The 17,173-nt window shown below is 71.0% G+C and carries 17 protein-coding genes; 9 read left to right on the top strand and 8 right to left on the bottom strand.

Going from position 1 to position 17,173, the window contains the following annotated elements; all coding sequences use genetic code 11:
- Positions 1-38: 38 nt before the first annotated feature.
- Together HD596_RS25545 and HD596_RS25540 are read left to right on the top strand one after the other, a co-directional pair.
- The gene (locus HD596_RS25545) at positions 39-1,793 is read left to right on the top strand and encodes a gamma-glutamyltransferase family protein (RefSeq protein ID WP_221520694.1); all 1,755 of its coding nucleotides are present in this window, start codon (positions 39-41) and stop codon (positions 1,791-1,793) included.
- Positions 1,790-2,530, top strand: coding sequence for a sulfite exporter TauE/SafE family protein (locus HD596_RS25540; RefSeq protein WP_185071845.1), 741 nt, complete (start codon positions 1,790-1,792; stop codon positions 2,528-2,530). Before HD596_RS25545 ends, HD596_RS25540 begins: the two co-directional genes overlap by 4 nt.
- Positions 2,531-2,563: 33 nt before the next feature.
- Here HD596_RS25540 and HD596_RS25535 read toward each other — a convergent pair whose 3' ends face one another.
- The 3 genes from HD596_RS25535 to HD596_RS25525 form a co-directional block, all read right to left on the bottom strand.
- Complete coding sequence (locus HD596_RS25535; protein ID WP_185071844.1) at positions 2,564-3,649, bottom strand: carboxylate-amine ligase; 1,086 nt, start codon at positions 3,647-3,649, stop codon at positions 2,564-2,566.
- 88 nt (positions 3,650-3,737) lie between these two features.
- The gene (locus HD596_RS25530) at positions 3,738-4,388 is read right to left on the bottom strand and encodes a M15 family metallopeptidase (protein ID WP_185071843.1); all 651 of its coding nucleotides are present in this window, start codon (positions 4,386-4,388) and stop codon (positions 3,738-3,740) included.
- A gap of 12 nt (positions 4,389-4,400) precedes the next feature.
- Positions 4,401-5,549: an ROK family transcriptional regulator gene (locus HD596_RS25525; protein ID WP_185071842.1), complete on the bottom strand. Its 1,149-nt coding sequence runs from the start codon at positions 5,547-5,549 to the stop codon at positions 4,401-4,403.
- A 137-nt stretch (positions 5,550-5,686) separates the two neighbouring features.
- Here HD596_RS25525 and HD596_RS25520 point away from each other — a divergent pair, with 137 nt between their 5' ends.
- From HD596_RS25520 to HD596_RS25505, 4 genes are all read left to right on the top strand, one after another.
- Complete coding sequence (locus tag HD596_RS25520; protein ID WP_185071841.1) at positions 5,687-7,012, top strand: extracellular solute-binding protein; 1,326 nt, start codon at positions 5,687-5,689, stop codon at positions 7,010-7,012.
- Positions 7,013-7,017: 5 nt separating this feature from the next.
- The gene (locus HD596_RS25515; RefSeq protein WP_185071840.1) at positions 7,018-8,025 is read left to right on the top strand and encodes a carbohydrate ABC transporter permease; all 1,008 of its coding nucleotides are present in this window, start codon (positions 7,018-7,020) and stop codon (positions 8,023-8,025) included.
- The gene (locus HD596_RS25510; RefSeq protein WP_185071839.1) at positions 8,025-8,876 is read left to right on the top strand and encodes a carbohydrate ABC transporter permease; all 852 of its coding nucleotides are present in this window, start codon (positions 8,025-8,027) and stop codon (positions 8,874-8,876) included. The genes HD596_RS25515 and HD596_RS25510 overlap by 1 nt, the downstream gene beginning before the upstream one ends.
- A 78-nt stretch (positions 8,877-8,954) precedes the next feature.
- Complete coding sequence (locus HD596_RS25505) at positions 8,955-10,394, top strand: glycoside hydrolase family 3 protein (protein WP_185071838.1); 1,440 nt, start codon at positions 8,955-8,957, stop codon at positions 10,392-10,394.
- A gap of 11 nt (positions 10,395-10,405) precedes the next feature.
- Here HD596_RS25505 and HD596_RS25500 read toward each other — a convergent pair whose 3' ends face one another.
- Positions 10,406-11,587, bottom strand: a complete 1,182-nt coding sequence (locus HD596_RS25500) for an ROK family transcriptional regulator (protein WP_185071837.1) — start codon at positions 11,585-11,587, stop codon at positions 10,406-10,408.
- A gap of 506 nt (positions 11,588-12,093) precedes the next feature.
- Between HD596_RS25500 and HD596_RS25495 the strand changes: the two genes are divergently transcribed.
- From HD596_RS25495 to HD596_RS64895, 3 genes are all read left to right on the top strand, one after another.
- Positions 12,094-12,543 (top strand): RrF2 family transcriptional regulator, encoded by a 450-nt coding sequence (locus HD596_RS25495; protein ID WP_185071836.1) that lies wholly within the window; start codon positions 12,094-12,096, stop codon positions 12,541-12,543.
- 103 nt (positions 12,544-12,646) lie between these two features.
- Positions 12,647-12,877 carry a hypothetical protein gene (locus HD596_RS25490; protein ID WP_185071835.1) on the top strand — a complete coding sequence of 77 codons (231 nt, stop codon included), beginning with the start codon at positions 12,647-12,649 and terminating at the stop codon, positions 12,875-12,877.
- A gap of 407 nt (positions 12,878-13,284) precedes the next feature.
- Positions 13,285-14,064 (top strand): DNA-formamidopyrimidine glycosylase family protein, encoded by a 780-nt coding sequence (locus tag HD596_RS64895; RefSeq protein ID WP_185071834.1) that lies wholly within the window; start codon positions 13,285-13,287, stop codon positions 14,062-14,064.
- Here the strand turns inward: HD596_RS64895 and HD596_RS25480 are convergent.
- From HD596_RS25480 to rimO, 4 genes are all read right to left on the bottom strand, one after another.
- Positions 14,061-14,417, bottom strand: a complete 357-nt coding sequence (locus HD596_RS25480; RefSeq protein ID WP_185071833.1) for a helix-turn-helix domain-containing protein — start codon at positions 14,415-14,417, stop codon at positions 14,061-14,063. The two genes, HD596_RS64895 and HD596_RS25480, sit on opposite strands and share 4 nt — an antisense overlap.
- A 274-nt stretch (positions 14,418-14,691) precedes the next feature.
- On the bottom strand, positions 14,692-15,183 hold the full coding sequence (locus tag HD596_RS25475) for a CinA family protein (RefSeq protein WP_185071832.1): 492 nt from the start codon (positions 15,181-15,183) through the stop codon (positions 14,692-14,694).
- A gap of 3 nt (positions 15,184-15,186) precedes the next feature.
- Positions 15,187-15,759, bottom strand: a complete 573-nt coding sequence (gene pgsA / locus HD596_RS25470; protein ID WP_185071831.1) for a CDP-diacylglycerol--glycerol-3-phosphate 3-phosphatidyltransferase — start codon at positions 15,757-15,759, stop codon at positions 15,187-15,189.
- A complete protein-coding gene (gene rimO / locus HD596_RS25465) occupies positions 15,756-17,165 on the bottom strand; it encodes a 30S ribosomal protein S12 methylthiotransferase RimO (protein ID WP_185071830.1) in 1,410 nt (469 codons plus the stop codon). The genes pgsA and rimO overlap by 4 nt, the downstream gene beginning before the upstream one ends.
- Positions 17,166-17,173 lie beyond the last annotated feature (8 nt).

Genomic DNA, 17,173 nt, shown 5'->3' with positions numbered 1-17,173 from the left:
TGTTCACCACCAGGCCCGAGCTGACGGGCGACTTCGGCATGGTCGCCAGCACGCACTGGCTGGCCTCGGCCACCGGCATGGGCGTGCTGGAACGCGGCGGCAACGCCTTCGACGCGGCGGTGGCCGCCGGGTTCGTGCTGCAGGTCGCCGAGCCGCACCTGAACGGCCCCGGCGGCGAGGTGCCGATCCTGCTGTGGAGCGAGGACGAGCAGAAGGTGTCCGTGGTGTGCGGGCAGGGCGTGGCGCCGGCCGCGGCCACCATCGAGCGCTACACCGGGCTGGGCCTGGACATCGTGCCCGGCACGGGGCTGCTGGCGGCCACCGTGCCGGGGGCGTTCGGCGGCTGGATGCTCATGCTGGAGCGCTGGGGCACCTGGTCGCTGGCCGACGTGCTGGCGCCCGCGATCCACTACGCCGAGCACGGCGTGCCGGTGCTGGAGCGCATCGCGGCCACGATCGAGTCGGTCGAAGGGCTGTTCACCGACGACTGGCCGACGTCGGCGGCGACCTGGCTGCCCGGCGGCCGGGCCCCGGCGGCCGGGTCGAAGCTGGCCAACCCGGTGCTGGCGGCCACCTACCGGCGGGTGGTCGCCGAGGCCGAGGCCGCGTCGAGCACCCGCGAGGGACAGCTCGCCGCCGCCCGCCGCGCCTGGTACGAGGGGTTCGTGGCCGAGGCGATCGCCGAGTTCTGCGCCAAGACGGCCTGGCGGGACAGCAGCGGCGAGGTGCACGGCGGGCTGCTCACCGGCGACGACCTGGCCCGGTGGTCGGCGTCGGTCGAGGAGCCGCTCACCTTCGACTACCGCGGCCACACCGTCTGCAAGACGCGGCCGTGGGGGCAGGGGCCGGTGTTCCTGCAGCAGCTCGCGCTCCTGCAGGGCTTCGACCTGGACGGGATGGAGTTCCTCGGCGCCGACTACGTGCACACGGTGACGGAGGTCGCCAAGCTCGCCTTCGCCGACCGCGAGGCCTGGTACGGCGACACCGACGTGCCCGTGTCCGACCTGCTCAGCGAGTCCTACAACGCCGAACGGCGCAAGCTCGTCGGCGCGCGGGCCAGCTTCGAGCTGCGCCCCGGCGCCCCGGGCGGACGCGCGCCCAGGCTGCCCGACTACCCCGCGCCCGGCACGGCCAGCGACGCCCCCGGCATCTCCGGCGCGCGCTCCCCGCAGGGCGTCGGCGAGCCGACCGTGGCCCGCGACGGCACGGTGAAGGGTGACACCTGCCACCTCGACGTCGTGGACCGGTGGGGCAACATGGTCTCCGCCACCCCCAGCGGCGGCTGGCTGCAGAGCTCCCCCACGGTCCCCGAGCTGGGCTTCTGCCTGGGCACCAGGGCGCAGATGTTCTGGCTGCAGGAGGGGCTGCCCGCCTCGCTGCGCCCCGGCACGCGCCCGCGTACCACGCTGACGCCGTCGTTCGCGCTCAGGGACGGCAGGCCGTGGCTGGCGTTCGGCACCCCCGGCGGCGACCAGCAGGACCAGTGGAGCCTGAACTTCTTCCTCGCGGTCGTCCACGGCGGGCTGAACCTGCAGGAGGCCATCGACGCCCCCATGTTCCACTCCGAGCACTTCCCCAGCTCGTTCTTCCCGCGCGGCTCCCGTCCCGGCGTGCTGCACATCGAGGATCGGGTGGACCCGGCCGTGACGGCGGAGCTGCGGCGGCGCGGGCACGAGGTCGAGGTGCAGGGCCCGTGGACGCTCGGCAGGCTCAGCGCCGTCGCCCGTGACGGCGAGTTCCTCAAGGCCGGCGCCAACCCGCGCGGCGCCCAGGGCTACGCAGTCGGCCGATGACGGATCTCCTGTTCATGCTGGGCGCCGGTCTGCTGGCCGGCGTGGTGAACGCGCTGGCGGGCGGCGGGACGCTCATCTCGTTCCCGGCGCTGCTGGCGCTGGGCTATCCGAGCCTGACCGCGTCCGTGACCAACGCGGTGGCGCTGTGGCCAGGCTACCTGGGCGGCGTGCTCGGCTACCGGGCCGAGCTGCGCGGCCAGCGGCGCCGGGCGACGGCGTTGTCGGTCACGGCCGTGCTGGGCGCGGGCGTGGGCAGCGCGTTGCTGCTGCTCACGCCCGGCCGGCTGTTCGAGTCGCTGGTGCCGTGGCTGGTGGCCTTCGCCAGCCTGGCGCTGCTGGTCCAGCCGTGGCTGCGCAGGCTCTTCGGCGGTGAGGCCGACGGGCCGCCCAGCAAGCTGGTGTACGCCGGGGTCTTCCTCGGCGGCTGTTACGGCGCCTACTTCAACGGCGGCATGGGCGTGCTGCTCCTGACGGTGCTCGGCATGTTCCTGCACGACAGCCTGCACCGGGTGAACGCCGTGCGGGCCACGCTCGCCCTGGTGATCAGCACGGTGTCGGTCGTGGCGTTCTCCCTGTTCGGCCCCGTGCAGTGGCAGGCCGTGGCGGTGATCGCGCCGGCCAGCCTGGCCGGCGGGTTCCTGGGCACGCGTCTGGCCAGACTCATGTCGGCCAAGGTCCTGCGCGGCGTCGTTGTCGCGTTCGGCCTGGGTGTGGCCGTGGCGCTTGCCCTGCGTTAGGCCCTGCGTCGAGCCGTGCGTCAGGTGGTGTGGCTACGCGACCGTGGCCACGATGAGGTCGTCCACCACGTCGGCCAGGTCGTGGCCCCTGGCGTGCACCCGGCGCTGGCGCATGGCTCCCGAGCCCTTGCGCAGCAACCGGTCCAGCCCCTCCTGGACGAACGTCAGGTCGCCGGCCTCCGCCAGCGCCTTGTGCACGTGCTCCAGGAGGCGGCCGGCCATCACCGGCGCGGGCACGAGGGTGCCGTGCCGCACGTCCATGCTGTCGCCCGTCAGCCCGTAGCGGGCCGCGCGCCAGTAGGCGGCGCGCAGCACCTCCGCCGGGATCGGCAGCCCCCGGTCACCCCGCTCCACCGCGGCCAGCGCGGTCACCACCAGCGCGCGGATGAGCCCGATCAGGGTGAGACTGTCGCTCACGTCGAGCGGCACGTCGGCCACCCTGATCTCGACCGTGGGCAGCCGGGACGACGGCCGGGCGTCCCAGTAGACCGTCTTGGCGTCGAGCAGCACGCCCGAGTCCGTGAGCGCGCGTACCGCCAGCTCGTAGTCGCCGAACGACGGGAAGTACGGCGGCGCGCCGGACACCGGCCAGCGACCCCAGCTGATCACCCGCCAGGACGCGTAGCCGGTGTCGCGGCCCACGAAGAACGGCGAGTTGGCGGCCAGCGCGATCAGCGTGGGCAGCCAGGGACGCAGGTGGTTGCCGACGTAGACGGCGTGCTCCTCGTCGGGCACGTCCACGTGTACGTGCAGGGCGCAGATGCTGATCTCGTCATGAAGTGCGCGATAGAGCGTCCTCCCTCGGTGATAGCGATCGTCGTCGGCCAGCGGCGGCGGCATGACGTTCCCCAGCACGGGGATGCCGCTCGCGACGACGGCCAGTCCGCACGAACGGGCGGCGGAGGCCACCTCCTGCCGCGCGGAACGCAGTTGCGAGCCGAGCTCGCCGAGGTCGGCGGAGGGCGGCGTGCGAGCCTCCACCTGGAAACGCGTGATTTCTTGCACCACGTCGAGCACATCCGTCGCCGCGGCCAGGACATCGGCCGCTCGGGGAGCCACGTGGCGGGTGCGGGGATCGACTACGAGGTATTCCTCTTCGATCCCGATCAACGGAACCATGCCCACACCTCGCTGGGAGTCCAAACGCTCCGACTGAAGGTTGTGCCCGGCGCGCGCCCCGAGGAAAACCCGTCAAGCAAACGGTTGCTTAGAGGGGCCCGTAGTGGGCGTGGGGAAATCCTGTGGACATGGCCCAGTAGCGGTCGCCGTACGACCAGTGCCACCACTCGGTGGGGTAGTTGACCAGGCCGACCGGCTCCAGAGCGGCGGCGAGGAGCTTGCGGTGGGCTCGGGCGTCGGCGGAGATATTGGGGGCGGCCGTATAGCAGGCGCCGTCGCTCTGCTCCGGGTTGTCGTTGACCTGGGTGCCCATGTCGTACTCGACGCCGTCGGTGTCGCACAGGGTCAGGTCCACGGCGGCGCCGGCGGTGTGGGGGGCGACCTCGACCGGGGACACGTACCGACTCGCCGCGATATATGACTCGTCGGGGGAAATTTCGGGGAATGTGGTGTGGAGTTCTGCCCGGTACGTCTCGAAGATTCGTCGCTGGGTGGCGATGGGCCGGTAACCCTCGACGATCAGCAGGTGGAACCCGCCGGGCAGCGAGCGCTCGGCCCGCTCCAGCCGGTCGAGCAGGCCGGAGCGCAGGTGCGCGTACGCGCCCTCGTCGTCGGCCAGCCGCGGGTCCACGCGCAGCCGCCCGCGCACGTCGGCCAGCGGCTCGCCGCACTCGCGCACGGGAAGCGCGGTCACCCTGGGGTCGGAGATGAGCACGACATCGTTGGGGGACTGCCACATGAGCAGAAATTCTCACACAGTGTCGGAGAAGACCTGCTCCCGGGCCTGCTCCAGAGCGGCCACCAGCGCCCCGCGCAGCACGGGGTTGCCCGCGACCTGGGTCGTCACCACGGTGGGCCGGCTGGGGCAGACGCGGGCCACCGCCTCCTGCACCTTGGCGGCCAGCCGCGCGCCGCCCGCCCGGCCGACGTCGCCGCTGAGCACGATCAGCCCGGGATCGAGCACGACGGTCACCGCCGCCGCGCCCACGGCCAGCCGTCCCGCCACCTCGTCCAGATAGCCGTCGTCGCCGCCGCGCACCAGGTCGGGCACCGTCCTGCCGGTCACGCCGCGCCGGTCGGCCAGGCCGCGCAGCGCGTCGTGGCCCACCAGGCGCTGGAACGAGCCCGACTGCGGCTCCGAGACGTCCGTCGGCAGCGGCTCGCCGGGGACCGGCAGCCAGCCGATCTCGCCCGCTCCCCCGCTGAGGCCCCGGTGCAGCCGGCCGCCCAGCATGACGCCGAGGCCCTGGCCGACGCCGGCCCAGAGCACCACGAAGTCGTCGTGGCCGACGGCCGCGCCGTACTTGTGCTCGGCGAGCGCGACCAGGTTGACGTCGTTCTCGATGGTGACGGACGCGCCGAGCGTCTCGCGCAGGCTGGCCAGCACGCCGACGTGCCAGTCCGGCAGGTCGTACGACCAGCGCACGTCCCCCGTGACCGGGTCGACCACGCCCCTGGTGCCGATGACGAACGCGCGCAGCCGCGAGAGGCTGACGTTCGCCGTGTCGCAGGCGCGCTGCACCGCTTCGTGGACCGCCTTGACCGGATCGCGGCCGTCGGACGGGTTGAGCGTGATCTCGACGACCACCCTGCCTGTGATGTCCGCCACAGCGACCTTGAGGCTGTCGGGCAGGACCTCGAGCCCGGCGACGTACGCGCTGGAGGGAACGACGGCGTACAGGGCGGCGTGCGGCCCCCTGCCTCCTGCGCGCTCCCCCGCGACCTCGACCAGCCCCCGCTCCTCCAGGCGAGCAAGCAGCTGACCTGCGGTTACCTTGGAGAGCCCGGTCCGTTCCCCCAGCTCGGCCCGGGTGAGCGGGCCGTCCGTCAGGAGGAGTTCGAGTGCCGCGCGATCGTTCAACCGGCGCAGCAGCCGGGGGACTCCCGGGCTTCGACTCATTACCGCACCCCTCTCGTCACGAATGGCTAACGAGCGTTTCTTTTAAGAAAGTTTCTTGTTAGTTTAGCAGCGTCTTTCGACATTTGACGATCAGCCTGGTGCGGACCGTAGGCCGGCACCCGGGAAGGGAGAACCCTGTGAGGATCGCGAAGATCACAGCCGCTACGGTCAGCACGGCCGCGCTGGCCCTCGGCCTGGCCGCCTGTGGCTCAAGCGAGACCCCCTCGTCCTCACCCAGCGCCGCCGCACCCGCCAGCAGCGGCCCCAAGTACGCCGGCAAGACGCTGACGTTCTGGCGCCTCGGGGACACCAACCCCGCCGCCCAGAAGTACACCGACGAGCTGGTCGCCGAGTTCGAGAAGCAGACCGGCGCCAAGGTCAACGTCGAGTGGATCCCTTGGCCGCAGGTCAACGACAAGTTCACGGCCGCGGCCGCGGGCGGCACCGGCCCTGACGTGACGGAGATCGGCAACGACCAGGTCCCGCTGTGGCAGAGCCAGGAGGCCCTGGAGCCGATCACCGACATCGTGGCGAGCGGCGACCAGGCCCAGATCCCCAAGAACCTCATGGGGCTGGAGACCATCGACGGCGAGACGTACGCCGTGCCGTGGGGCGGCGGCAGCCGGGCGGTGCTCTACCGCGCCGACTGGTTCAAGGAGCTCAAGATCGAGATCCCCAAGACCTGGGACGAGCTCGTGGCGGCCGCCAAGAAGATCCAGGCCAAGAAGGGCAAGGACGTGGACGGCTTCGCCTTCAACGGCGGCTCCGACGCCAACCACCTGCTCGGCGCCCTCGCCTGGACCGCCGGCGGCGACTACGCCGTCAAGGAGGGCGACAAGTGGGTCGGCAAGCTCACCGACCCGGGCTTCAAGGCCGGCTTCGCCCAGTACACCGGGCTGGTCACCGACGGGCTGTCCAGCAAGTCGCGCCTCAACCAGAACACCACCGAGATCCGCACCCGCTTCGCCAACAACAAGGTCGGCATGTACCTCACCGCGTCGTGGGACCTGCCGGGGATCGAGGAGGACAGCAAGGGCAAGCTCAAGGGTGACAAGCTGGCCTTCTTCCCGCTCCCGGCGAAGGACGGCGGCGAGGCGCAGTCGTTCCTGGGCGGCAACGACATCGCCGTCTGGGGCTCGGCGAAGGAGAAGGACGCGGCCAAGGAGTTCGTGAAGCTGGCCTCCAACAAGCAGTGGGGCGTCAAGTACGCCACCGACGGCGGCCTGCTCCCGGTCTACCCCGAGGCCCTCGCCGCGCTGTCCAGCGACCCGGCGCAGGCGCCGTTCGCCGCCGCCTTCGCCAAGGCCAAGGCCTTCCCCGCCGACCCGCAGTGGACGGAGGCCAACGAGACCAAGGCGGTGCTGCAGAACGCGGCCCGCAAGGTCATCGAGGGCAAGGCGAGCGCGGATGACGCGCTGGCCGCGGCCAACAAGGAACTCGAAGACATCCTCAACGCTTCCTGAGACCTATGACGAACACGTCAACGCTCGCCCCCCGGGGCGGAGGCCGCGCCTCCACCCCGGGACGGCGCCGCTCACACCGGCCACCACGGGCCAGCGGGCTGCCCGCCTGGTCGATCCCCTACGTCCTGCTGATCCCGGGACTGCTGGTCATCGGCGCGCTGCTGCTGTGGCCGCTGATCCAGATGGTGATCATCTCCTTCCAGAAGGTCGGCCTCGTCCAGATCTCGGGCAAGAAGCCGGCCACCTGGGTCGGACTCGAGAACTTCACCAAGGTCTTCGAGAACGACATCTTCTGGTCCTCGCTGCGCAACACGGTGGTGTTCGCGGTGATCGCGGTGCCGCTCACGCTGATCCTGGGCACCAGCGTCGGCGTCCTGCTGCACCGGCTCGGCAAGAAGATGTCGCTGCTCGTCATCATCGGCATCATGTTCGCCTGGGCGGTCCCGCCGGTGGCCCAGGGCGTCATCTGGCGCTGGCTGTTCGACGCCGAGAGAGGCATCGTCAACTGGGCGCTCAACCTGCTGCCCGACTGGCTCTCCAACGCCCTGTTCGGCCGGGCCGACTGGACCGGTGAGCCGTGGCTCAACGACGCCTGGTCCATCTACATGGTTCTGATCATCTGCGTGGTCTGGGCGGGCTTCCCGTTCATCGCGGTCTCGGTGCTGGCCGGGCTCAAGGGCATCCCGGCCGAGCTGTACGAGGCGGCCAAGGTGGACGGATCCGGGCCGTGGCGCACGTTCAGGAAGATCACCTTCCCGCTGCTCAAGCCGGTGTTCGCGGTGCTGACCGTGCTCTCGATCATCTGGGACTTCAAGGTCTTCGCCCAGCTCTACGTGCTGGCCGGCACCACCAACCGGGAGGCCTACAACCTGTCGATGTACGCGGTGACCGAGGCGTTCAAGGCCCCGCCGAAGATGGGATCGGGCGCGGCCATCGCGGTGGTGCTGACCGTGATCCTGCTCATCGTCACCGCCGCCTACATCCGCCAGATGTTCAAGCAGGAGGAGCTGTGATGAGCCCGCTGGCCCGCAGGCGCCTGGGCAAGGTCGCGCTCAACGCGGCAGGCGTGCTGGTCTTCCTGGTGGCGGTCTTCCCCGTCTACTTCATGGTCTCCACCGCCTTCAAGTCGAACGACCAGATCTTCACCACCGAATTCATCCCGTTCCCCACGCACTTCACCTTCGAGCACATCACGCGGGTGCTCACCGACGGCGTGGCCGGGCACTCGATCTGGCTCTACATGCGCAACAGCGCCATCGTCGCGCTCGGGACGGTCCTGATCGGCGCGGTCTTCGCGCTGCTGTCGGCCACCGCCGTGGCCAGGTTCCGGTTCAAGGGGCGCACGGCGTACCTGGCCCTGCTGCTCGTCGCGCAGATGATCCCGGCCGAGGCGCTGGTCATCCCGCTGTTCCTCGGCGTCAAGCGGCTGGGCCTGTACGACGAGTTGCTCGGCCTGATCATCACGCAGGTGGTGCTGACGCTGCCGTTCGGGATCTGGATGCTGCGTACCTTCGTCGCCGCAGTGCCCAAGTCTCTGGAGGAGGCGGCCTGGATCGACGGCGCGAGCCGGTTCACCACCTTCTGGAAGGTGCTCTTCCCGCTGGTGGCCCCGGGGCTGGTCGCGACCAGCATCTTCTCGTTCATCACCGCGTGGAACGAGCTGATCATGGCGCTGTACCTGATCAACGACCCCACGAAATACACGATGCCCGTCGCCCTGCAGTACTTCTTCGGGCAGAAGGGCACCGACTGGGGCGCCATCATGGCCAGCTCCACGATGATGACCATCCCGGTCGTCGTCTTCTTCCTTCTCGTACAACGCCGCATGGTCTCCGGCCTGGTCGCCGGGGCCGTGAAGGGCTGACCTCCGCAGGGCGAACGCCTTGTTCGACCCTGCCCATCATTGGGCCCATCTTTTGGGCCTGAATTCCGAAGAGGAGCCATGAGTCAGAGTGATCGGGGGCTGCGCCGTCTCGCGGCCGGCACGCTGCTCGTCGCCTTCCAGGGCACCGTGGCGCCCGAATGGGTGCTGCGCGAGCTGGAGCAGGGCCTGGGCGGCGTCACGCTCTTCGGCTTCAACGTGGCCGATCCCGGCCAGGTGAGCGAGCTGACGGCCGCGCTGCGGGGCGCCGGTGAGCCCGTCATCTCGCTGGACGAGGAGGGCGGCGACGTGACGCGGCTGGCGTACCACGTCGGCAGCCCGTACCCGGGGAACGCGGCGCTGGGCGCGGTGGACGACGTCGAGCTGACCCGCCGGGTCTACCGCGCGATCGGCTCGGAGCTGGCCGCCTGCGGCATCAACCTGGACATGGCGCCCAGCGCCGACGTCAACACCGAGGCCGACAACCCGGTGATCGGCACCAGGTCGTTCGGGGCCGACGCGAAGCTGGTCGCCAGGCACACGGTGGCGGCAGTGGAGGGCCTGCAGTCGGTGAACGTGGCCGCCTGCGTCAAGCACTTCCCCGGCCACGGCGCGACCCGGGTGGACTCCCACCTGGCCATCCCCGTCGTGGACGTGGACCTGGACGTGCTGCGGGAGCGGGAGCTGGCCCCGTTCCGCGCGGCGGTCGGCGCGGGGGCCAGGTCGGTGATGACCGCGCACGTCGCGGTGCCGGCGGTGACGGGCGAGACGCCCGCCACGCTGTCCAGCGCCGCGCTCACCGGGCTCCTGAGGGGCGAGCTCGGCTACGACGGCGTGGTCATCACCGACGCGCTCGACATGCGGGCGATCACCAGGAGCGTGGGCCTGGCCGGCGGCGCGGTACTGACCCTCGCGGCCGGGGCCGACCTGCTGTGCCTCGGGCCGCTGCCGACCTACGACGACGTCCAGGCCATCATCGCGGAGATCGTCTCCGCGGTGCGCGAGGGGCGCCTGCCGCTCTCCCGGCTGGAGGAGGCGGCGGCGCGGGTGGCGGCGCTGCGGACCTGGTTCGGTGCGCCCGCGTCCGTCGCCGCCGAGCAGAACGTGGTCGGCCTGCACGCCGCGCGCCGCGCCGTGCGGCTGACCGGAGCCGCGGAGCCCCTGGTCGAGCCCCTGGTGATCGAGGTGGACACCCCGCCGACGATCGCCGTGGGCGACGTGCCGTGGGGCGTGGGCCCGTGGCTGCCGGACGCGGAGATCGTCCGGGTCAAGCCCGCGGCCGCCGACGTCCCTGCCCTGCTGGCCAAGGCCGTGAACCGGTCCCTGGTCGTGGTGGTCAAGGACGCGCACCGCCACCAGGCGAGCCAGGAACTGGTCTCCGCGCTGGTGGCGGCCCGCCCGGACGCGACGGTGATCGAGATGGGGCTGCCCGTGTGGCGCCCCGACAGCGCCGCCTACATCGCCACGTACGGGGCCGCCCGGGCCAACGCCCAGGCCGCGATCGAACTGCTCACCGCGTAGCCTCTCGCGGGCTAAGGCGCCAGCAGTTCCTCGCGGGCCTGGTCGAGGGCGGCCAGCACGGCGCCGCGCAGCACGGGATTGGCCTCGGTCACCTTCGTCGTGACGACCTGCGGGCGCACCGGGCAGATCCGGGCCACGGCCTCCTCCACCCGGGACGTGAGCGCGGGTCCGCCGGCATGGCCGATCTCCCCGGCCAGCACGACCAGGCCGGGGTCCAGGATCACGCACACGGCGGCGACGCCCAGGGCGAGCCGGTTGGCGATCTCGTCGAGCAGCGGCTCGCCCGCGGCGCCCGCCGCCATGGCGACCTTGACGCACTCGCCCGCGCTGTCGGCCGCGAACCCGTACGTCTGGGCCAGCTCCGCCACCGCCTCGGCGCTGACCAGCGACTGCAGGCCGCCCGCCAGCGAGGGCAGCCGCCCCGGCTCGGTGCGGATGTCCTCGGGCAGCGGGACGCCGGGCACCGGCAGGTAGCCGATCTCGCCGGCGCTGCCGGAGCGGCCCCGGTGCAGCTTGCCGCCCAGCATGATCGCCAGGCCCAGGCCGCGGCTGGACCACAGCAGGACGAAGTCGTCGAGCCCCTTGGCCGCCCCGTCGGCTCGCTCGGCGATGGCGGCGAGGTTGACGTCGTTCTCGATGGTGACCTCGCGCCGCAGGTCGCCGGCCAGGGCCTCGTGGATGCCCTCGTGCCAGCCCGGCAGGTCGAACGAGAAGCGCACGTCGCCGCTGCGCGGGTCGACCACACCGGGGGTGCCGATCACGACGCCGCGCAGCTTGGAGAGGCTGATCTTGGCGCTGCGGCAGGCCTTGACGATCGCGCCGTGGACCACCGAGACGGGGTCGTCGTGGCCGCCGGGGTCGACCGTGACCTCGGCGATCGTGTGGCCGTGGATGTCGGCCACCGCGGTGGAGATCAGCTCGGGGCCGACCTCGAGGCCGGCCACGTACGCGCTGGAGGGGATCACGGAGTAGAGGGCCGCGTTGGGCCCCCGCCCGCCGGCCTGGGTGCCGACCACCTCGACCAGGCCGCGCTCCTCCAGCCTGGCCAGCGTCTGCGAGGCCGTGACCTTGGACAGGCCGGTCAGATCGCCGATCTGGCCACGGGTCATGGGGCCTGTGGCGAGCAACAGGTCCAGCGCGGCCCGGTCGTTGATCTCCCTGAGCAGTCTGGGCACACCAGGGCGTCGCTCCACGCTGAATTCCGCCGTCTCATAGAACCGCTGTTTTGAAGTGCTCCCCACGGATGAATCCGGGGGATTCCAGCCGTCCCAACCGTGCGGCTACGCGCATGGTCGCGACGCTGTCGCTTGGCGATTCACCTTCCGGCCCCGCTTTCGCGGGTTTCCACGCCCCAACACGCGCACCCGGTCTGAGTTGTGCGTGCTCCGCCCTCCCAGCGGTGAGTAGATCCTTGCCCGGTCCCCCTCGCGAGCTTGGTTATCACTCACGTGTTCGACCACGATCCACCATACTAACGCCGGGCACGTCACCGCAGTCGATTCCCGTCGATCTACGCTCGCGCCCTGGCGGGCACTCCCGCGCCGGGCTTACCCCCATAGCTGAAGCCACGCGCCCGGCGTTCTCGATCGAAAAGGTTGCTGGAAGTTTAGCGCTCTCACCATCGCGTGCATTCGGATCGGGTGCCCGTTCTGACGAGCTTGCGCCTAACCAGTGTTGACCAGGGGGGATAATCGAGAACATGCGCCTTTCCGCTCGTGTCGACTACGCCCTCCGTGCCGCCGCCGAACTCGCCGCAGCCGGTGCAGGCCCGACTACCGTGGGCGAACTCGCCAAGGAACAGGACATGCCGCCCAAATACCTGGAGAACATCCTGTTGCAGATGCGGCGTGCCGGGCTCGTGCGCGGGCAGCGGGGGCCCGAGGGTGGCTACGTGCTGGCCAGGCCCGCCACCGACATCTCGCTGGCCGATGTGATCAGGGCCGTGGACGGCCCGTTGGCCAACGTCCGCGGCGAGCGGCCCGAGCACGTCGGCTACCGGGGGCCCGCCGAGTCGTTGCAGCAGGTGTGGATCGCGTTGCGCGCCACCGAGCGCTCCATCCTGGAGGAGGTCACCCTCGACCAGGTCGCCTCCGGGGCGCTGCCCGAGCGGGTCCGCCAGCTCGCCGCCGACCCGGCCGCCTGGGACTGATCACTTCCGGGTGAACCAGAGCGTCACCCGGTCGATCTCGGCCTTGGGCCCGGCGGCCGGCTTACGCACGGTGCGGCCGGTGGCGTCCGCGAGGACCACGTCGGTGTCCTTGCCGTCGGGCGTGCCGGCCAGGAAGTGGGCGTCGTCGAGTCACCCGTGGGACACCGCTGGCCTCGCTCCCGCCGGCGACCTCGGTGAGCTTGACGGTGCCCGCGACGACGTCCACGACCGCGAAGCCCACGACGCGGTCCGGTTCCCGATCCTCGATGACGGTGGCCAGTTCGGGCGGAACAGCGTGGCGGACTTGTCGACGGTACGGATCTGCCGGTCCTGACCGGTGACGCGGTCGCGTATCCGCAGGGTCTCGAAGTCGGGCGCGCGGAAGCGGGTGGCCGAGAGCGAGGCCACGTAGCCGCCGCCGGGCGAGACGATCAGTTCCTCCCAGCCCCCGAAGGTCCACAGCGTGATTCGCCCGGCTGACCCGCGAGAGCACGGCTCATGGGGCACGTGCCCCGGCTGCCGGCGGACCGGTCGGAGTTCGTGGTGCGCCTGCTGCGCGATCGGGGCGTCCCGGAGGCCGAGGCGCTGCCGAGCTGACCAGCGTGGAGCTCCGAGCTGCAGATCGACTTCCTCACGACCGGCGAGCGCGAGCGGGCGGAGGAGGCGCTGGACCGGTTGTGCGCGCTGGTGGACGGCTGGGTGGCCGCCCACGGGGCGGGCGGGCGTTCCTAGACTGGAGGGGTGCCCGAAGGAGACGCCGTCTACCGCACGGCCGCGAAGCTGCGCGGCGCGCTGGACGGCCAGGTGCTCACCAGGTCGGACTTCCGCGTCCCCAGGCACGCCACGGCCGACCTGACCGGCCGTGCGGTCATCACCACGGTCTCCAGGGGCAAGCACCTGCTCACCCGCGTCGAAGGCGACCTGACCGTGCACACCCATCTGCGCATGGACGGGAGCTGGCAGGTGATGGCGGCCGGACGCCGGACCGCGCCGGGCGACCAGGTCAGGCTGATCCTGGCCAACGAGCGGTGGCAGGCGGTGGGGGTCAGGCTGGGAATGGTGGACCTCGTCAGGACAGGCGAGGAGGAGCGGCTGGTCGGCCACCTGGGGCCGGATCTGCTCGGCCCGGACTGGGACCCGGATGAGGCCGTGCGAAGGCTGCGAGGGGCGCCCGACAGGACCATCGGGGAGGCGCTGCTCGATCAGCGCAACCTGGCTGGGATCGGCACGATCTATCGCGCCGAGACCCTGTTCCTGCGCGGTATCTGGCCGTGGAAGAAGGTCGGGGAGATCAAGGATCTCCACGGGCTCGTGTCACTGGCCCAGCGCTTGCTGGACGCGAACAAGGGACATGCGGGCACGGTGACCACAGGCGATCGCCGCCCGGCGAACCAGACGTGGGTCTACGGCAGGGCGGGGAAGCCCTGTCGCCGATGCGGCACCCGCATCAGCCGTGGGGAGATGGGGGCGCAGCCACAGGAACGGCTGATCCTGTGGTGTGCTGGCTGCCAGCTGGGTTAGGCAGCCACCATGTCCTTGACTTCGGGGAACACGGAGTCGGAAATCGACCCGGGAACCGTCTCCGTAAGGGGCAGCCGTTCGCGATCGGGCACGTCGGCCAGCACAGGGGCAGCCTGGAGCTCCGCCAGCGCGAACTGGTCGGAAACCTCACGCAACACCTGCGAAAGAGGCACTTCGAGTGCACCGCAAATGGACGCCAGCAGCTCCGACGAGGCCTCCTTCTGGCCGCGCTCGACCTCGGACAAGTAGCCGAGCGAGACACGTGCCTGGGTGGACACCTCGCGTAGCGTGCGTCCCTGCCGCACCCTCAACCGCCTCAGCACGTCGCCGAGCAGCTGACGCAGCAGAATCATCTGTCGCTCCCTCCCCGGCGCGGATGACTTCACCACGCCCCGCGCGATCGGATCGTGCCGCACTGTGGTCTTCTTAGCTTCGTACATACTCCTCGCCGTCATCATGGGGCGTGACCGCCCCTGGACCGCCGCTCGCGACTCATCAGGCCCGCCGGCCGGGCGCTCGGTGCTTGCAGTTGGCTCACGGACCTCACTCACAGCTCCACCGTACCCGTATCCACCGACACCGCGTCAGACCGTGCTTCGCATGTTCGCTCGGGACGTAACACGGTAATCACCCGGAATGTTCCCCTATGTTCGCCTTCAGCACACCTGACAGTAGATCGACTGCCTCGTCCACCGTCTCTACCCTGATACGTTCGCGCGACCCGCAAAGTCTCAATTCACGCCCCCAAATCCTGCCCCCCGGCCCGCAGACGGCCGCGTAGACGGTGCCGACGGGCTTGCCGTCCTGCGGCTCAGGACCGGCCACACCCGTCACGGCCAGCCCGTACGTGGCCCCGCACAGCCGCGCGACCCCCGCCGCCATGGCCGCGGCCACCTCAGGATGTACGGCCCCCTCGCGCCGCAGCAACTCCCCCGGCACCCCTAGCAGCTCCTGCTTGAGATCGGTGGCATACGAGATCACCCCGCCCCGGAACGCCTTCGACGACCCCGAGACCGACGTGATGGCGGCCCCGATGAGCCCGCCGGTCAGCGACTCGGCCACCGCCACCGTGGCGGACCGGCCAACCAGCATCGTCAGAACCTCGGCCACCTCGGCCATCGATCACTCCCCGCGCACCTGCTTGGCGACCTTGCGCAGCCGCGTCGCCCTGATGACGTAGTCGACCCCGGTGGCCACGGTGACCACCAGAGCCGCCCCCATGACCACCCACCGGACGGGCCCCGGCACCCACGGCAGGAGATAGAGCACGATCGCGGCGATCTGCAGCACGGTCTTGACCTTGCCGCCGTAGCTGGCCGGGATGACCGCGCGCCGCAGCAGCACGAACCTGAGGACCGTGACGCCGACCTCCCTGCCGAGGATCGGGATCGTGACCCACCAGGGCAGCTCGTTGAGTATGGACAGGCTCACCAGCGCCGCGCCGGTGAGCGCCTTGTCGGCGATCGGGTCGGCGATCTTGCCGAAGTCGGTGATCAGGCCGTACCGCCTGGCCAGCTCACCGTCGAGGTGGTCGGTGATCGAGGCCACCGCGAAGACCGCCAGCGCGGCCACCCGCCAGCCCGTGCCCGGCAGGAACAGACAGAAGACGAAGAAGGGGACGAGCGCCAACCGGAGAACCGTGAGGACGTTGGCGATGTTCCACGGGCTTACGACGCGGCGCTCGTCCCTTTTCATGGACTTGCCTTGATACGCGCGATCAGGTCGACCCCCTCGGAGTCGACCACGACCGCGCGCACGATCTGCCCCCTGACGAGGCCGATGCCCTGCACCGTGACGGAGCCGTCGACCTCGGGCCCCTGGTGGGCGGCCCGGCCCTCGTAGCCCCCGTCGCCCAGGTCGTCGTCGATCAGCACGTCGACCTCGGTGCCTATGCGCTCCTCCGCGCGCTGGGCGGTCAGCTCCTCGGCCAGCTCGGTGAGCACGCGCACGCGCTCGTCGATGACCTCCTGGTCGAGCTTGCCCGGCAGCCCCGCGGCCTCCGTGCCGTCCTCGTCGGAGTAGCCGAACACGCCGATCACGTCGAGCCTGGCCGCCTCCAGGAAGCCCACCAGGTCGCCGAACTCCTCCTCGGTCTCGCCGGGGAAGCCCACGATGAAGTTGGAGCGCACGCCCGCCTCGGGGGCGCGCTCGCGGATGCTCTCGAGCAGCCCCAGGAAGCGCTCAGGGTCGCCGAAGCGGCGCATCCTGCGCAGCACGCTGCCGCTGGCGTGCTGGAAGGACAGGTCGAAGTAGGGGGCGACGCCCTCGGTGCCCGTGAGCACGTCGATGAGCCCCGGACGCAGCTCGGCGGGCTGCAGGTAGCTGACCCGCACCCGGGAGACGCCCTCGACGGCCGCCAGCTCGGGCAGCAGCTTCTCCAGCGCCCGCAGGTCGCCGAGATCCTTGCCGTAGGAGGTGGAGTTCTCGCTGACCAGGACGAGCTCGCGCACGCCGCGGTGGGCCAGCCAGTCGGCCTCGGCCAGCAGCTCGTCGGGCCGGCGCGAGACGTAGGAGCCGCGGAAGGCCGGGATGGCGCAGAACGTGCAGCGCCGGTCGCAGCCGGAGGCCAGCTTGAGCGAGGCCACCGGGCTCTCGTCGAGGCGCTTGCGCAGCACGCGCGGGCCGCTCGCGGGCGCCAGGCCCTCGGGCAGATCGCCGTGACCGGGGATGTTGGCCTTGGGCGCGCTGGCACGATCCACCGGCGAGATGGGTAGCAGGGTGCGGCGGTCACGTGGCGTGTGGGGCTTCAGCGGCCGCCCGGCGAGCACGTCGTCGAGGCGGCCACCGATGTCCGTGTAGTCGTCGAAGGAGATCACCGCGCTGGCTTCAGGCAGCGCCTCGGCCAGCTCGTTGCCGTAGCGCTCGGCCATGCAGCCCGCTGCGACCACCTTCGCGCCGGTGTCGGCGGCGGCCAGCAGCGTGTCGATGGAGTCCTTCTTGGCCGAGTCGATGAAGCCACACGTGTTGACGACGACGACATCGGGGTCGTCGTCGCCCAGCTGCCAACCGGCAGCCTCAAGTCGCGCGGCCAGCTCCTCGGAGTCGACCTCGTTGCGGGCGCAGCCCAGCGTGATCAGCGATGCGGTTCGGCGGGATGACATGGTGAACA

The organism is Nonomuraea jabiensis, assembly GCF_014204795.1.
In the GTDB taxonomy this organism is placed as follows: Bacteria; Actinomycetota; Actinomycetes; order Streptosporangiales; family Streptosporangiaceae; genus Nonomuraea; species Nonomuraea jabiensis.
The sequence above is the reverse complement of the archived record's forward strand: the minus strand, read 5'-3'. Positions and strand labels throughout refer to the sequence as shown.

Excerpts from the sequence above, each read along its gene's own strand:
- HD596_RS25545 (WP_221520694.1), top strand. The coding sequence starts at position 39 with ATGGTCGCCAGCACGCACTGGCTGGCCTCGGCCACCGGCATGGGCGTG.
- HD596_RS25540 (WP_185071845.1), top strand. The coding sequence starts at position 1,790 with ATGACGGATCTCCTGTTCATGCTGGGCGCCGGTCTGCTGGCCGGCGTG.
- HD596_RS25535 (WP_185071844.1), bottom strand. The coding sequence starts at position 3,649 with ATGGTTCCGTTGATCGGGATCGAAGAGGAATACCTCGTAGTCGATCCC.
- HD596_RS25530 (WP_185071843.1), bottom strand. The coding sequence starts at position 4,388 with ATGTGGCAGTCCCCCAACGATGTCGTGCTCATCTCCGACCCCAGGGTG.
- HD596_RS25525 (WP_185071842.1), bottom strand. The coding sequence starts at position 5,549 with ATGAGTCGAAGCCCGGGAGTCCCCCGGCTGCTGCGCCGGTTGAACGAT.
- HD596_RS25515 (WP_185071840.1), top strand. The coding sequence starts at position 7,018 with ATGACGAACACGTCAACGCTCGCCCCCCGGGGCGGAGGCCGCGCCTCC.
- HD596_RS25510 (WP_185071839.1), top strand. The coding sequence starts at position 8,025 with ATGAGCCCGCTGGCCCGCAGGCGCCTGGGCAAGGTCGCGCTCAACGCG.
- HD596_RS25505 (WP_185071838.1), top strand. The coding sequence starts at position 8,955 with ATGAGTCAGAGTGATCGGGGGCTGCGCCGTCTCGCGGCCGGCACGCTG.
- HD596_RS25495 (WP_185071836.1), top strand. The coding sequence starts at position 12,094 with ATGCGCCTTTCCGCTCGTGTCGACTACGCCCTCCGTGCCGCCGCCGAA.
- HD596_RS25480 (WP_185071833.1), bottom strand. The coding sequence starts at position 14,417 with ATGATTCTGCTGCGTCAGCTGCTCGGCGACGTGCTGAGGCGGTTGAGG.
- HD596_RS25475 (WP_185071832.1), bottom strand. The coding sequence starts at position 15,183 with ATGGCCGAGGTGGCCGAGGTTCTGACGATGCTGGTTGGCCGGTCCGCC.
- pgsA (WP_185071831.1), bottom strand. The coding sequence starts at position 15,759 with ATGAAAAGGGACGAGCGCCGCGTCGTAAGCCCGTGGAACATCGCCAAC.
- rimO (WP_185071830.1), bottom strand. The coding sequence starts at position 17,165 with ATGTCATCCCGCCGAACCGCATCGCTGATCACGCTGGGCTGCGCCCGC.